The 14,605-nt window shown below is 50.9% G+C and carries 13 protein-coding genes; all 13 read right to left on the bottom strand.

The genetic code is table 11. The features are described 5' to 3' along the window. Nucleotides 1–19: 19 nt before the first annotated feature. Complete coding sequence (locus tag NSU14_RS09555) at nucleotides 20–1,228, bottom strand: acetate/propionate family kinase (protein ID WP_039308826.1); 1,209 nt, start codon at nucleotides 1,226–1,228, stop codon at nucleotides 20–22. After that, a complete protein-coding gene (locus tag NSU14_RS09550) occupies nucleotides 1,225–2,097 on the bottom strand; it encodes a 3-hydroxyacyl-CoA dehydrogenase family protein (protein WP_042138587.1) in 873 nt (290 codons plus the stop codon). Before NSU14_RS09550 ends, NSU14_RS09555 begins: the two co-directional genes overlap by 4 nt. Before the next feature lie 132 nt (nucleotides 2,098–2,229). Further along, nucleotides 2,230–3,732, bottom strand: coding sequence for an AAA family ATPase (locus NSU14_RS09545; RefSeq protein WP_340944395.1), 1,503 nt, complete (start codon nucleotides 3,730–3,732; stop codon nucleotides 2,230–2,232). Then, nucleotides 3,725–4,267: a hypothetical protein gene (locus NSU14_RS09540; RefSeq protein WP_042138590.1), complete on the bottom strand. Its 543-nt coding sequence runs from the start codon at nucleotides 4,265–4,267 to the stop codon at nucleotides 3,725–3,727. The genes NSU14_RS09545 and NSU14_RS09540 overlap by 8 nt, the downstream gene beginning before the upstream one ends. 525 nt (nucleotides 4,268–4,792) lie before the next feature. Then, complete coding sequence (locus tag NSU14_RS09535; RefSeq protein ID WP_042138591.1) at nucleotides 4,793–5,560, bottom strand: aminoglycoside adenylyltransferase domain-containing protein; 768 nt, start codon at nucleotides 5,558–5,560, stop codon at nucleotides 4,793–4,795. 311 nt (nucleotides 5,561–5,871) lie between these two features. Continuing rightward, on the bottom strand, nucleotides 5,872–6,393 hold the full coding sequence (locus NSU14_RS09530; protein ID WP_339302340.1) for a cell wall elongation regulator TseB-like domain-containing protein: 522 nt from the start codon (nucleotides 6,391–6,393) through the stop codon (nucleotides 5,872–5,874). Nucleotides 6,394–6,420: 27 nt separating this feature from the next. Continuing rightward, nucleotides 6,421–7,722, bottom strand: a complete 1,302-nt coding sequence (locus tag NSU14_RS09525) for an amidohydrolase (RefSeq protein ID WP_076243335.1) — start codon at nucleotides 7,720–7,722, stop codon at nucleotides 6,421–6,423. Continuing rightward, the gene (locus NSU14_RS09520) at nucleotides 7,709–8,362 is read right to left on the bottom strand and encodes a redox-sensing transcriptional repressor Rex (RefSeq protein ID WP_039308806.1); all 654 of its coding nucleotides are present in this window, start codon (nucleotides 8,360–8,362) and stop codon (nucleotides 7,709–7,711) included. The genes NSU14_RS09525 and NSU14_RS09520 overlap by 14 nt, the downstream gene beginning before the upstream one ends. Nucleotides 8,363–8,581: 219 nt before the next feature. Further along, nucleotides 8,582–11,440, bottom strand: a complete 2,859-nt coding sequence (gene dinG / locus NSU14_RS09515) for an ATP-dependent DNA helicase DinG (protein WP_042138596.1) — start codon at nucleotides 11,438–11,440, stop codon at nucleotides 8,582–8,584. Between the two features lie 116 nt (nucleotides 11,441–11,556). After that, on the bottom strand, nucleotides 11,557–12,198 hold the full coding sequence (locus tag NSU14_RS09510) for a tetratricopeptide repeat protein (RefSeq protein ID WP_042138598.1): 642 nt from the start codon (nucleotides 12,196–12,198) through the stop codon (nucleotides 11,557–11,559). Nucleotides 12,199–12,312: 114 nt separating this feature from the next. Further along, nucleotides 12,313–12,696, bottom strand: coding sequence for an aspartate 1-decarboxylase (gene panD / locus NSU14_RS09505; RefSeq protein ID WP_039308797.1), 384 nt, complete (start codon nucleotides 12,694–12,696; stop codon nucleotides 12,313–12,315). Continuing rightward, on the bottom strand, nucleotides 12,689–13,579 hold the full coding sequence (gene panC, locus NSU14_RS09500) for a pantoate--beta-alanine ligase (protein ID WP_042138600.1): 891 nt from the start codon (nucleotides 13,577–13,579) through the stop codon (nucleotides 12,689–12,691). Before panC ends, panD begins: the two co-directional genes overlap by 8 nt. A gap of 1 nt (nucleotide 13,580) precedes the next feature. Then, on the bottom strand, nucleotides 13,581–14,447 hold the full coding sequence (gene panB / locus NSU14_RS09495) for a 3-methyl-2-oxobutanoate hydroxymethyltransferase (RefSeq protein ID WP_039308791.1): 867 nt from the start codon (nucleotides 14,445–14,447) through the stop codon (nucleotides 13,581–13,583). Between the last annotated feature and the right edge of the window lie 158 nt (nucleotides 14,448–14,605).

Raw genomic sequence — 14,605 nt, 5'->3', positions numbered from 1 at the left:
CTAAGATCTCTCCTCTAATTTAGCCGTTAATTCCTTGCACAATACTGTAAGTATCACGTGCAATGACAAGCTCTTCGTTTGTCGGAACCACAAGCACCTGAACCTTGGAACCAGCCGTAGAGATGCGGCGCGGATCGCCGGAGCGGACCTTGTTAGCTTCTGCATCCAGTTCGATTCCGAGGAACGTAAGATTGTTCAGTACTTTTTCACGCAGCAGGGAAGCATTCTCGCCCACACCGGCAGTAAACACGATTACATCTACGCCGTTCATTGCAGCTGCGTAAGAACCGATGTATTTACGCAAACGGTACTCGTACATTTCAAAAGCAAGCGTAGAATTAGCCTCGCCTTTCTCCGCACCGTCAATAATATCACGCATGTCACTGCTAACGCCAGAAATAGCCAGCAGTCCGCTGTGCTTGTTCAGCATGGAGTTCACTTCACCGACAGACAGCTCTTCCTTGTTCATCACATAAGGAACAATTGCCGGGTCAAGGTCACCGCTGCGTGTACCCATCATCAGGCCTTCCAGCGGAGTCATACCCATGGAAGTATCCACCGACACGCCGCCATCAACTGCAGTCACGCTGGCTCCGTTACCGATGTGGCAAGTGATAATCTTCAGTTCGCCCAGCGGACGGTCCAGATAATCTGCAGCAGCTTTGCTGACGAAATCATGGGAGGTACCATGCGCGCCGTAGCGGCGGACTTTGTATTTGTTGTACAGCACTCTCGGAATGGCATACATATAAGCCTTCTCAGGCATCGTCTGGTGGAAGGCAGTATCGAATACAACAACCTGAGGCACACCTGGCATATTAATTTCAGTCGCTGTAATCCCCATCATAGCAGCCGGGTTATGCAGCGGCGCAAGGTCAAACAGCTGGCGGATCTTCGTCTTCGCATCTGCATCTACAAGTGCGGAAGCCTTGAAGAATTCTCCCCCGTGTACTACGCGGTGCCCTACGGCATTGATCTCGTCGGTGGAAGCAATTACGCCATGTTCCTTGTCAGTCAGACAAGCAAGCACTTTGCGGATTGCCGTGTTGTGTTCAAGAATTTCGCTTACTTCAGTTACTTCCTGTTTGCCGGTTGGTTTGTGGTTCAGAATGGAGGAATCCATCCCGATACGTTCTACCAGACCTTTGGCCAGTACAGATTCATCTGTCATGTTGTACAGCTGGTATTTCAATGAAGAACTGCCGGAGTTAATAACTAAGATATTCATACACGGTCACCATCCTTGTCATACTTGAAGAAGCCTTCGCCCGATTTCGCACCCAGTTGTCCTGCACGTACCATCTTCTTAAGAATCGTGGAAGGACGGTACTTGAGTTCGCCGTATTCACGGAACATGTTCTCAAGTGCAGCAAGAACAGAATCCAGACCGAAACGGTCTGCCATTTCAAGCGGTCCGTTCTGGAACTGGTAGCCAATGCGCATAGCATCATCAATATCTTCAGGAGAAGCGACACCTTCCTGCAGCACATGCATAGCCTCGTTAATGAACAGGCAAATGAGGCGTGAGGTTACAAATCCCGGGGATTCATAGATCATTACGCCTTTTTTCTCAACGATCTCATCAACAAAGGTTTTGGTATCTTCAAAGGTGCTGTCGGAAGTTTTCAATCCGCGCACGATTTCAACCAGATCAACCTTCGCTACAGGATGTATGAAGTGCATGCCGATTACGCGTTCCGGATACATTGTCGAGCTTGCAAGCTCAGTCAAGCTTAAAGTTGACGTGTTGCTGGCAAGGATAATGTGGCTCGGACACACCTGATCGAGCTGATTGAATACCTTCTGCTTCGCTTCCAGATCTTCAACGATGGTCTCAATGACCATATCGCAGGAGCTCAGTTCAGCAAAATGTGTCACTTTTTGGATACGGCTAAGAATCAGTTTCTTCTCCGCTTGGGTAATGGCCCATTTCTCCAGCTGTTTGTCGAGACTGGTCTCGATCATTTCGTAGGAGTAGTTCAGTCTGTCTGCAGTTTTCTCCACCAGCATTACATCCAGGCCCTTGGCTGCCAGCATTTCAGCAATCCCTTGTCCCATTGTGCCACCGCCGATGACACCGATCTTTTTAAAATTCATTTAAAAGTCTCCATCCTTTCAGGTATCTATACTTTTGTATTGTACCTTGTCTGTCGAAAAAAATATGTAGCCCGACATATAATGATATCTTAGCATGTCTGAAAAGTAAAAAAAAATAACCGGCATAAAGAATTATGCCGGTAAAAGGACACTGTCACGAAATTGACAACGAAATTGCTCCCCGGAGAGAACTTCTTCCTTCATTAAAATGTCAAGAGAGTAATCAAATACATTTCTTTGCTTAATCAGCAGGTCATTCGTGCGGACCATTAGCTCATCCAGTATTTTACTATTCTCTTTCATCAGCTCTTCAGTGGTTACCATTTGCAGATTAGCAATCCCGAGGGAGGTAAGTCCCGATTTCATCATTGTTTCGACAATATTCAGCGCCTGGTCAAAGTCTCCGCGTGAACCGGTACTGCGTCCGCCGTAATACATCTCTTCGGCAGCTGCTCCGCCCAGGGCAATCATAATCTGATTCTCCAGATAATCCTTCGTGTACAGATACTGTTCGGTCTGCGGATTATGTCTTACATACCCGAGAGCCTGTCCGCGCGGAGTCAGAGTAACCTGGCTAACGCTTCCCGGACGCAGCAGCTCAGCCATAATAGCATGTCCCAGCTCATGAATCGCTACCCGCTGTTTCTCCTCATGATTCGTTTCCCGGTCGGTCTTCTCACCCATCATGACTTTATCAATCGCCATCGAGAGATGACGCTGCTCTACCTGGGTCAGATTCTCACGCATCATGTAAATCGCTGCTTCATTCATCACGCTTTCCAGCTGTGCACCCGAGAAGCCATAAGCTTCCTCGGCGATTTTATCCAAGCTTACCGTTTCATGCAGCGGTTTGTTCTTGGCATGCAGATCGAGAATCGACTTGCGGCCTTTCTTGTCCGGCATGTCCACCTGGATGTGGCGGTCGAACCGGCCCGGACGCAGCAGTGCGGAGTCCAGCATTTCCTTGCGGTTCGTTGCTGCTACCAGCAGAATGCGCGGGGCTTCATTGTTATAGATCCCGTCCATCTCGGTCAGCAGCTGATTAAGCGTCTGGTCGTATTCACGCTGCTGCCCGCCTTCACGCTTGCCGCCGATGACATCAATCTCATCAATAAATATAATGGCACTTTGCTTATTTTCCTTAAGCGCACGGGTACGGGCATCCTTGAACAAATCGCGGACACGTCCTGCACCGACACCGACATACATTTCCACAAACTCACTGCCTGATGCAGCCACAAATACTGAGTTGGTATAATGTGCCGCAGCCTTGGCCATCAGCGTCTTACCGGTTCCCGGAGGCCCTGTCAGCAGAATCCCCTTCAGCGGGCGAATCCCGAATTTGCTGATTTCTTCATGCCGGATCAGAAAGTCCAGTGCTTCCCGCAGCTCCTGTTTAGCGTTGTCCTGGCCGCCGATTTCCTCAAAAGTCAGCTTGGACGGCCCATTCTTCTTACGTTTCTTATCTGCACCTGCATTTACCGCCAGACCGCCGCGTGCGTGGGCAATAAACAGGAGGGCAGCGACCATGCCGAAGGCAATAATTACAGGGAAAATGTTAATCCCGACAAAAACCATAAAAATCAGCATGACCGGAACAAATCCGGCCAGGACCTCTTTCCAATACTTAGGCATTGTTCCACACTCCCATCGTAGCCGCCGCACGCGGCAGAATGATGAACTTACTCTCTTTACCGTTGCTCAGACTCACATACACATTCTTGTCATCAATTTCCGTTGTTGCTATAACCCCGCTGTACTTGCTGTCTTGCGTCTTCAGACCATCCAGCTTGGCAGGGATTAATGTATACTTCCGGCTCTCCATCGCCTCTGCAACCGAGAACATGGCTTTATCCCAATACTCATCCAGCAAAGCGCTGGAGTTCTGTTCGACATCCAATTTGAGCGTGCGGCCGTTGATAGCTGAGCTGCCCTCTTTGGATACATACTGCACGAGCTCACGTAATTTCGTGCCCGGCTGCAAATCAAGTTTCAAAGTGACCTCATTGCGTTTAATACTAATATGGGAATCCTTCACTCCCTCATAGGATGATACAAGTTTTTGCAGCGGCTCCTGCACAGCGAACTGGCGGTACGAATACCAGCCACCGAATAACAATGCAGCGGACAGCAGAGACGTTAGCAGTACAGGCATAAGACGCAGTTTCAAGAAACGTCCTCCTCTCAAAAATGACCGAACATAAATCTATAATAATGACCAATCTAGCGTGTCTAGCGCCCTTCCGAGACTGACATGCTCTTAAGCATGTCCTGATACAAGTAGTAGTATATCACAGGTGTATATACGATTTTACATAAAAGTGTGAATATATTTAAAATTTTTGATACTAATTTCTGGATGTTTCAGTAGATTATCTTTCTTATCGGCAATAAATGTGTACAGAATTAGCTTTGCCGGTAAGGATATCGAAAAAGAGCACCCTGTAGGCAAATAAATGCCTGCGGTGCTCTCTTTTGTAGGACATGGACTTAGGAGTCGCATTAATTCCTCCAGTTCCAAAGCTGAAGGGGCTTTGCCTCTTTATTAAGGTCGACCCTTCAATATAATCCGCCTTTTGCTGGTCTGCCGCTGGCGCGGACTCAGATTCCGTTAATTAACAAATACACCCCATTTCGGGCTTAAATGAACAAGATAACGGAATCTCAGTCCGCTTCACTCATTGTTAGTTTGAATTTACACCTTGGCTTGGTGCTGTCTGATTTCGCCGGCCATGTATTCTGCAAAATCAATTAATAACTCCGGGTCGTAACTGCTGTCACTCGCCACACCGCTATATTCTTCAAGGCAGTGCTTCAGCAGCCCGTGATAGCTGGACGGCAAATGCTGCAGGCCCCACTCCCCGCCTTCCTTTTTGGAAGACACAACTTCTTCCCGCACAAAATACAGCACACGGCACAAATTCAGTGTGTAGTACACTGGAGAATCTATGATTTGCTGAGCAGCATCTCCGATATCACCAAGGATAGAATCGAGGTAGTATTGGCGGTCTACCGGCAGAAACGCTTCGCGGATAGGCTCGCCGTACAGAATAAATCCCCGCTGATAGACTACGGCAAATTGAGCCGCAAGATCCCTGTCCTCAAACCCGCCACACAGATAATGCTCATCATTTCTGTACCGGTCCAGATGAAAGTCCGAGAAGTGAAACTCAAAGGGCGTCGGATGCACAAAGTTCTTCAAATATTTCTTCAATACAATAGTTAGCTCAACCCCGCGCCGGTTCGGCAGACTGTCGTGATAAGCTATCACTTTCTTGGCCAGTTTCCGGCTGACCTCTACAGGCAGCTTGTCGTGTACGACAATCAGCAGATCAATATCACTTTTATCCGGATGAAAACAGCCCATGGCCAGCGAACCGTGCAGATAAATCCCGGACAAATTTGCCCCCAGCTCCTCTTTGAACAACGTTACCGCCTGATCTAAATAGGCTAGAATTTCCAAATTTATGATCCTCCTGAATGTCAATTATGTATGAAGCAGATGCCGGGAATGAATACTTCCGATATGACAATCCGGTATGCATCATCGTATATACTGATTAATGCTATCCAGCTGTCATGCCATCGAAATGGATTCATCTATTCCTCCCCTATTATTAAGCCATAGCTCCAAGTAGGCCACAAGTCCAAGAATAGTTATTGATTGTTCTCTCCCTTGAAGAACCTTTTAAATTACGGCTTATATTAATATAAAAAGCGGGAGAACAGTTCAACTGTCCTCCCGCTCCTGCTGTAGACCATTCTTGCTGCCGCTTACCGGTTGGGCAGGCTGTACCCTTCACCGATGGCACTGCCGTCTGTGAAGCGATAGAAGCTGTAATAGAACCTGCCGTCCTTTTTGTAGAACAGCTGCCAGGCATATTCTCCGTTATACACTCCCGGCAGCAGCCGCTTAATCGTAATACCCGGAAGCTGGGCAGCTATAATATCACGGATTTGCGCCTCAGAAGTCCCTTTGCTGAGCTCCTCCGCGTATAAATCGTTGGCGCCTCCGGCTGGCTGGCCTTCCTTGGTAAAACGGACCCAAACCATCAGCTCGGTTCCTGCATCATTTTTTCCGGTAAGCACCCAGTATATCGCATTTTCATCCCAGACGGATTTCTGTGCTTTGGTTACCTCAGTTAAGCCGGCCCGCGCTCTGGCAATCTCTTTGGCTTCACTCCGCTCGTTCCACTGATCCTTCATAATGTAGGCATAAAACTGGCTTAGTCCGAACAGAAGGAGCAGAACCAGGGAAATCCCCAGCGGAAGCCATTTTCTCCTCTTCTTCAACATGCAGCTTCCTTTCCCTTTAAACCTGTATTACCGTTTAAGCAGTCCCTCGAACGTTTCCTGCGCTTTGCGGCGGATAGCTTCTTCATCTAGTGTCAGACATTGTCCGTGCTTCACAACCTGTTTGCCGTTCACCCAGACATGCTCCACATCCTTGGCACTGGCTGAATATACCGCATGGGACAAAAGATCGGTATGCGGCAGCAAGTGCGGCTGATCAATATCAATCGCAATGAAGTCGGCTTTCATCCCTGCTGCAAGCCGGCCTACCTGGTTCAGGAAAATAGACTGTGCACCATATTCGGTCGCCATCAGCAGCGCCTCTGGAGCCGGTACTGCTGTAGGATCACCGCTTACACCTTTGTGGATCAGCGCGGCCAGCCGCATTTCTTCGAACATATCCAGGTTGTTGTTGCTTGCCGCACCGTCCGTACCCAGGGAGACCTTAACTCCTGCTCTAAGAAGCTCAGGAACACGGGCTACTCCGCTGGCCAGCTTCAGATTGCTGCCGGGATTGTGGGATACACCAACATTGTGGCGGGCCAGAATCTCAATCTCTTCATCGTTCAGATGAACACCATGGGCGATCAGGGACGGCCGGGTGAACATTCCCAGCTTCTCCAGATGAGCGACCGGACGCAGGCCGTAATCGGCCACATTCTGCTCCACTTCATGACGCGTTTCGGACATATGCGTGTGCATCGGCAGATCAAGATCATGAGCCGCCTGGACAAACTTCATGAAAAACTCCGGAGGACAGGTGTAAGGCGCATGCGGCGAGAGCATTGCAGTAATTCTGCCGTCAGCCTTGCCATGCCAGTTCCGGGCAAAAGCAATCGCCTCCGCGAGCTTGTGATTCTGCACCTCTTCCGGACAAAGGCCAATAACACCGCGCATAAGTACAGCACGGATGCCTGACTGCTCGGTAACCTCAGCAACCCGGTCCATATGGTCATACATATCGAGGAAGGTCGTAGTGCCGCCCTTCAGCATCTCAAGAACGGACAAAGAGGTTCCCCAGTACACATCATCACCGGTGAATTTCTCTTCCATCGGCCACATTTTTTCCTGCAGCCAAGCCTGCAGTACCATATCATCGCCGTAGCCGCGCAGCAGTGACATCGCCGCATGGCCGTGGGTGTTGACGAGACCCGGCATGAACAGCAGCCGGCTGCCGTCAATAACCTCGGCATCCTCTTCAATTACAGGCTTATCTTCACCTATGTAAGTAATAAGATCATTTTCGATGGTCATATAACCGCTCAGCACCGGCTCTTCGCTGCCAGGCACCAGAAAACGCCCGTTTTTAATAATGGTTTTATTGCTGCTCATCTTCAGCTTCGTCCTTTCCGTCATGCAAATAATAAGCCAGACTCTGCAGATCCGTAGTGAAATCGGCGGCATGAATCCGGATATTGGCCGGAGTCTTCAGAATGACAGGCGCAAAATTCAGGATCGCCTCAATGCCCGAATCCACCAGAATGTCAGCAACGTTCTGTGCTTCACTGTCCGGAACGGTAATAATCCCGATGCGGATGCCCTGTGCACGGATGGTATCCCCCAGCTCACTCATCGGCTGAACAGTCAACGAGTTGATCTGCTGGCCTACCTTAGGCTCATAAGCATCAAATACAGCTGTAATCTTCATCGTATCCTTCAAGTAAGCATTGTAATTCGACAAGGCGTGGCCAAGATTACCTGCACCTACCAGAGCTACATTAATCTGCTGGTCCAGCTTGAGAATATGCCTGATCTTCTCAATCAGATAAGAGACATCATAACCAATGCCTTTTCTGCCGAAATCACCAAAATAAGCCAGGTCCTTGCGGATCTGGGCGGGGTTGAGATCAAGCTTCTGTCCCAGCTCCTGAGAAGAAACTGTTGAGATTTCACGTTTTTGGAGATCGTTCAGGAAACGCAGGTACACTGGGAGTCTGCGAACGACGGCCTCCGATATTTTATCCGATTTCATGTTTTCTCCTCCTAAAAGTTTTGATAGCATATGCTGCTTGATTCAACTTCGCAAAACTCGCTTCGTAAGCATTCACTTAGGTTTGATAGCATATGCTGCTTGATAAGCCGGTTATAGGAACCATGCTCCGGGTACTACTGCCCGTTTGGGCAGCAGCAGTGGAGCACGGGACTTCAGAACAATAATTACTTATACATAATATCAACCGGAGACGGATTATTAAACCCCGCCTTCTTCAAGCCATTCTGCAATCCGCGGAACGATCTGATCCGTCAGCATATGCTCCATCTTGGGACCGGGCAGCGAATACAGGAAATACTTCCCATAATAAGATTCGATTACCCTGGTATCATATACAATAACGATTCCGCGGTCCTGCGCGGTGCGGACCAGCCGCCCGAAGCCTTGCTTGAAGCGGATTACGGCCTGCGGGACGGACAGCTTCATGAACGGATTCTTCTTCTGTGCCTGGAGCAGCTCCGACTTCGCTTCAGCCAGCGGATGATTAGGCGGCTGGAACGGAAGTCTGACAATGGCCAGACAGGTCAAAGCTTCACCGGGAATGTCTACACCTTCCCAGAAGCTGCTCGTACCCAGCAAGACTGACGCTGTACTGTCCTGGAACCGCCGGATCAGCTTGCTCCGACTGCCGCCTTCTACGCCTTGTCCAAGCACCGCGATATCCTGCGAAGCCAGGGCCTCCTTCAGCGGATCATAGACCTGGCGCAGCATCTTGTAGGAGGTGAAGAGCACCAGCATCCGCCCGCGGGTAGCCACGGCAGTTTCTGCCAGAGAATGGACCAGTGTATCCACAAAGCGGGCATCCCCTATGCTTCCCTTGACACTCGGGAAATCACGGGGAATGACAAGCAGTGCCTGCTCACGGTATTTGAACGGCGACGGAAGCAGGGCTGTCATCAGACGGCCCTGCTCTGCAGCCTCACCAAGACCGAGATTATCTATCATGAACTGGAATGACTTATCCACAGACAAGGTGGCCGAGGTCAGGATGATACTCTTCTTCTTGTCGAAGAACAGCTCCCTGAGCTGGGTGCTCACATCCACCGGAACGGCATACATCTGCAGCGATTTGCCGCGGTAATTGCCGCTCCCCTCCAGCCAGTAGACGATATTCTCGTCATTCAGTCCCATAAAGAAACGGATCTGCTCCCGGATGGAGGCCAGGTCCTTGAACAACCCGCCGATATCCGTCACAAGACTGTCCGAAGAGGACTGGCTGTCCGTATCACGCATCTCACTGAGCATTTTATCACCCTTGCGGATGATATCACTCAAGCTGAGATGGAGTGTATTCTCCAGAGCAGCCAGCTCCTCCCACTCTTTGGGCTTCTTGCCCGGCTGCAGGCGTGCGACAAGCTGGCCGGCTTCACCGGCTCCGGCATCGCTGCGTTCAGGCAGCAGGCCGAAGAGCTTGTCGCTAAGTGTATCCCAGGACTCCTTGACGGTAAGCAGATCCGGATAGATCCGGTCGATAACACCGCTCCATTCCGAAGCCTGCTCACTGCCGGACGACTGCAGGGTCTGGCGCAGGGCAGGCAGCTGTCCGCTCCGGCTGTCCTTGTACAGACGGGTGAGCGTATGCGCCACGGTGAAATATTTCATCTGCATTCCGAGATGTTTGCCGGCAATGTCCTCCAGATGATGCGCCTCATCAATGATGAGATGCTCGTAAGCCGGAAGCAGCTGATGCCCGGCCTTAACATCTGCGAATAACTTGGAGTGGTTAGTCACCACCACATCGGAAATCCCGGCTTCATGCTTGGCCCGGTGATAATAACATTTCCTGAACCAAGGGCATGAGCGTCCCAGACAAGAGTCGGTATCACTGGCTACGGTCTCCCAGAAATCACCGCCGCGCCCGCTTAAGTTCAGCTCTTCATCATCGCCGGTCTCCGTCTGGGTCAGCCAGACCATCATCTGCGCGGCCGTAAGCGCTTCTTCCCTGGGACTTGTGAAGTCCCTTTTATTAATTCTATGTTCAAACTTACGGAGACACAAATAGTGTCCTCTCCCCTTAAAGATCGCTGCCTTGAACGGAAAGGGCACAACACTCGTCAAAAGAGGGATGTCGCGCTCACGCAGCTGATCCTGGAGGTTGATCGTATGCGTGCTGACCATGACCTTCTGATTACTGCGGACACTGTGATAAATGGCCGGAAGCAGATAGCCCAGCGATTTGCCGGTGCCGGTTCCTGCTTCAATCAGCAGATGCTTATCCTGATCAAGCGCCGTCATGACCTCCTGGATCATCAGTTCCTGGGCTTCACGGCTCTCATATTGCGGAAGGGTGTCCTTCAGACGTTTGGTTACCTCTTCCATATACTCCCCGAAGGTAATATTCTGCAGCGGGTTGTCAGATCCTTCCTCCCGAGGCGGAGCCAGCTCTGCCCAGTCGCCTACAGCAAGGGCCAGCTGCCGGTAGAAGGTCAGGTCTCCTTCCGGCTGGAAGGTCTCCATTTCGCGCTCACGCTGCAGACCATCGAAATACCAGGCCAGGTCACTGTCTTCATCGGCGAACAGCTCATTGAGCCGCTGGATGGTCAGGAGAGGCAGGCTGTCCAGCTCCTCCAGACATTTCAGCAGCACAAGAGCAGTTGCGAGGGCATCACTGTCCGCCTGATGGGGACGCTCATGCGTAAGGCCGAAATGGCTGCTCACGGACCCAAGCTGATAGGTAGTCAGCGAGGGAAAGCATATTTTGAGAAAATCGATAGTATCCAGAATCCGGCCCTGAAACGGCAAATAACCGCAGCGGTCCAGCGCATTCTGCAAGAAATGAAAATCAAACGCCACATTATGTCCAACCAGCACAACATCATCGAGCAGCGGCACCAGTTCCATCATCATCTCATCAAGTTCCGGCGCATCCTGCACATCACTGTCTGTAATTCCGGTCAAGCCCGTAATAAAAGGAGGAATGGGTGCTCCGGGCTTGACATAGGAACCATACACCCGGGAGATGGACCTGTCTTCCTCTATAATGGCAAGGCCAACCTGGATGATCTCTCCCACAGATTGGGTTCCCGTAGTTTCAAAATCAAGCACGGCAAATTTCATTATAAGTTCTATTCCCTTTCACTTGAGACTCTTTATCAGCATAACAGAAGTTACGAAAAAAGGCGATGCACACCCCTGGTGAAGTAGGTTGCATCGCTTAAACGGATGAAAATTAATTATAAAAGCGAGACCAGCTGTTGTCCGAACTGAAGCTTCCCGCCCCGCTTGCGGCAAACCTCCAGGTTAATGTTCGGCTCAGGAAGAGCGGGATCATGCAGCAGAGAAAGGCTGAACAGCTCACTTGCTTCATTAAAACGTTCCTGAGAAGCTCTGATGCAGCCAAGCGCATTATAAATCATCGCCTTCAGCTTCGTTTCACGGATGAGGCCGAGCATATGATTCAGATGCCCCCAAGCCGTCTCCCCTTCACCCTCCTGCAGATAAGCCATAGCCAGATACAGCCGGGCAGCCAGACTGTCCGGGTGCCGGGCAGTGACTTCCTTGAACTGTTCGATACATTTGCGGTACATAAGCAGCTTATAATAACCCTGTCCCCTGACAAAAGCATCCATAGCAAGCTCTGGCGCTTCCTCCTCAGGTATTTCCTGCTCCGGCTGCGGCTGAAAATCTGCCTGATTGCGGAACTGGCTAAGCTTCTCGGCAAAGGCCAGCCATTCATCCATTACATCATCGCTGATCCTGTGGAGCATATTATATTTGGATAAAAGGTCGTTGCGGCGGGCACCCTCCGCAGTAGGATAGTCAGCACTGATCTCCTGCAGCATCTTGTTCATCTCAGCAAATAAATGTTGAAACACCGGACATCCCACCCTTACTGATAATGAATTCAGCTTAAGCTTGCCTGACTTCATTTTTCACAAGTCGGGGTGTCTTCATCCCTGCCATTGATTACATGGCTCAAACAGTGGGTTTTAGGCAATCGTCGCGTGAATCTCATGATCCGCCAGCTTCACCGGCTGATTGTCGGCATCTACAAATACAACGGTCGGCTTATGGTCCGCCAGCTCTTCGGATGACAGCATGGCGTAAGAAATAATGATAACGGTATCCCCCGGCTGCACGAGGCGAGCGGCTGCACCGTTCAGACAGATAACGCCGCTGCCGCGCGGGCCTGGGATTACATAGGTTTCCAGCCGGGAACCATTGTTGTTATCCACGATCTGCACTTTCTCGTTCTCCAGCAAATCCGCGGCTTCCATCAGATTCTCATCTATGGTAATGCTGCCGACATAATTCAAATTGGCTTCGGTGACGGTAGCACGGTGAATTTTGGATTTCATCATATGTCTAAACAAGAGCGTGAGCCTCCTTGGGAATAAATACATTATTGTCGATCAGGCGGGTTCTGCCGAATTTCACGGCAAGTGCCATAATCACCTCTCCGCCGGCAGCACTCAGCTTACCGCCGCCTTCCAGGCTCTCCAGATCCGGGAAAGTCAGGATTTCCGCGTAATCGATGACCGCAAGCGGGGATTCAGCAATAACTGAAACCAGCAGCGCCCGGGCCTCCTCCACCGTTCTCACCTTGCCGTTCTCCAGTGCCTGGCGGACTTCGCGCAGGGAACGGGACAACACCAGTGCCTGTCTGCGCTCTTCAGCGCTCAGATAGACATTGCGTGAGCTGAGGGCCAGTCCGTCTTCTTCCCGCACGATCGGGCAGGCGATAATTTCAACATTCATATTCAGGTCCGCCACCATCCGGCGGAGAACAGCTACCTGCTGGGCATCCTTCAATCCGAAGAAGGCATAATCCGGCTGTACAATATTGAACAGCTTGCTGACCACCGTAGTCACTCCGTCGAAGTGACCCGGACGCGAAGCTCCGCAGAGCTGTGTTGTAAGGGAAGACACCGAAACTCCCGTGCGGATCGGCTGAGGGTACATTTCCTCGACACTAGGGATAAACACAATATCCGCACCCTCGCGTTCAGCAAGCGCCAGATCACGCTGCTCATCGCGGGGATAGGAAGCATAATCTTCATTAGGACCAAACTGCAGCGGATTGACAAATATACTCATCACCACTGTGCCGCTCTTCTCACCTGCTGCGCGCAGCAGGCTGGCATGGCCTTCATGCAGATAACCCATGGTAGGTACAAAACCGACCGGCCCATGGCCGCCTTGACGCATATATTCCAGCGCTTCACGCAGCTGTGCAATTGTTCTGATTACTCTCATCTTATTTCGCTCCTTTGCCGGCACCGCCGTATAGGGATTCCAGTACCGTTTCATCCGCGTTAAACACATGTTCCTCCGCCGGGAAGGAGCGGTCTTTCACTTCCCGCACATAGCTGCTGATGCCTTCACGGATCAGACTGCCGACATCGGCATAGGTTTTGACAAACCGTTTCTCCCGGTAAGGGGAGGCATAGCGCAGCACATCATGGAACACCAGCACCTGTCCGTCACAATAGCGGCCCGCACCAATGCCGATGGTCGGAATACTGATTGCCTTGGAGATGGCTGCGGCCACTTCTTCCGTCACCAGTTCAAGCACGATGCCGAAGGCTCCGGCAGCTTCAAGCGCCTTCGCTTCATCGATCAGCCGCTGTGCATCCTTGGCATCCTTGCCCTGGATCCGGTAGCCGCCGATCATATTCACCGATTGCGGAGTCAAGCCGATATGTCCGAGAACAGGCACTCCGGCGGCAACTACAGCGGATACCGCATTGCAGATTTCAAGGCCGCCTTCCATTTTAACGGCATGGGCCTGACCTTCCTGCATCAGCCTGCGCACTCCGCGCAAGGTCTCATCCACACTTCCGTGATAGGTCATAAAAGGCATATCCGCGATGATAAATGTGTTCTGCGCCCCGCGCTTCACCGAACGGGTATGGTAGACCATATCGTCTATGGTAACCGGCAGGGTGGTATCGTAACCAAGCACGACATTCCCGAGCGAGTCGCCTACCAGAATCAGGTCGACACCTGCCTCCTCGGCGAGCAGGGCTGAGGGATAGTCATACGCGGTCAGCATGCTCAGCGGCACACCTTCCGTTTTCATTTTTTTCATTTTGATAATATTCAGCGGATGTTTCTCTGCCATTAGCTCTCATTCCCCTTTTCCATAAAATACGCGTTACCGCGCAAACAAAAAAACCTTTTAGCATGGTCCGCTAAAAAGGTCCGAAGGGCAAAAAAGAGTCACTCGCGATCGTCCCTTCTGTCTCGGTCCTTACGGCTCAGAGCAGAATCCAACGTAAC

The sequence above is a fragment of the Paenibacillus sp. FSL R10-2771 genome, assembly GCF_038000205.1.
GTDB lineage: Bacteria > Bacillota > Bacilli > Paenibacillales > Paenibacillaceae > Paenibacillus_AQ > Paenibacillus_AQ phytohabitans.
Note: the sequence above shows the minus strand (reverse complement) of the source record. Positions and strands in the feature narration are given on the sequence as shown.